At 28.5% G+C, this 298-nt stretch carries 1 protein-coding gene; it reads left to right on the plus strand.

Annotated features, from left to right (window positions below; all coding sequences use genetic code 11):
- Positions 1-180, plus strand: a 180-nt coding sequence (locus tag CN514_RS26130) for a hypothetical protein (RefSeq protein ID WP_176526092.1), incomplete at its 5' end; no start/stop codon positions are given.
- Between the last annotated feature and the right edge of the window lie 118 nt (positions 181-298).

The raw sequence follows: 298 nt of genomic DNA on the forward strand, positions 1-298 counted from the left end.
AGAAGCTATGGAGGATTTGGGCATAATATTGATTTTGAAACAGTTAATTATGAAAAATTCATATTAGTTGAGATAATCGACAAACGAATGAATGGTTTTAATGAAGAAGTTGAAATGTTAAGACACAGATCTTTTGTAGCATTATGTTGTGAAGTCCAAAATATGCTTGATGAAATGTGACGAGATGTCAGGGTAAATAACTTTATTAAAAAATTAACTTTAATTCCTAAAATGAAACAAATGCCGTTTGAAAATGATATATTATCTTCTATGTTGTTGGCATTAGAAGAAAAACCTG

Source organism: Bacillus sp. AFS001701 (genome assembly GCF_002559405.1).
Taxonomy (GTDB): domain Bacteria; phylum Bacillota; class Bacilli; order Bacillales; family Bacillaceae_G; genus Gottfriedia.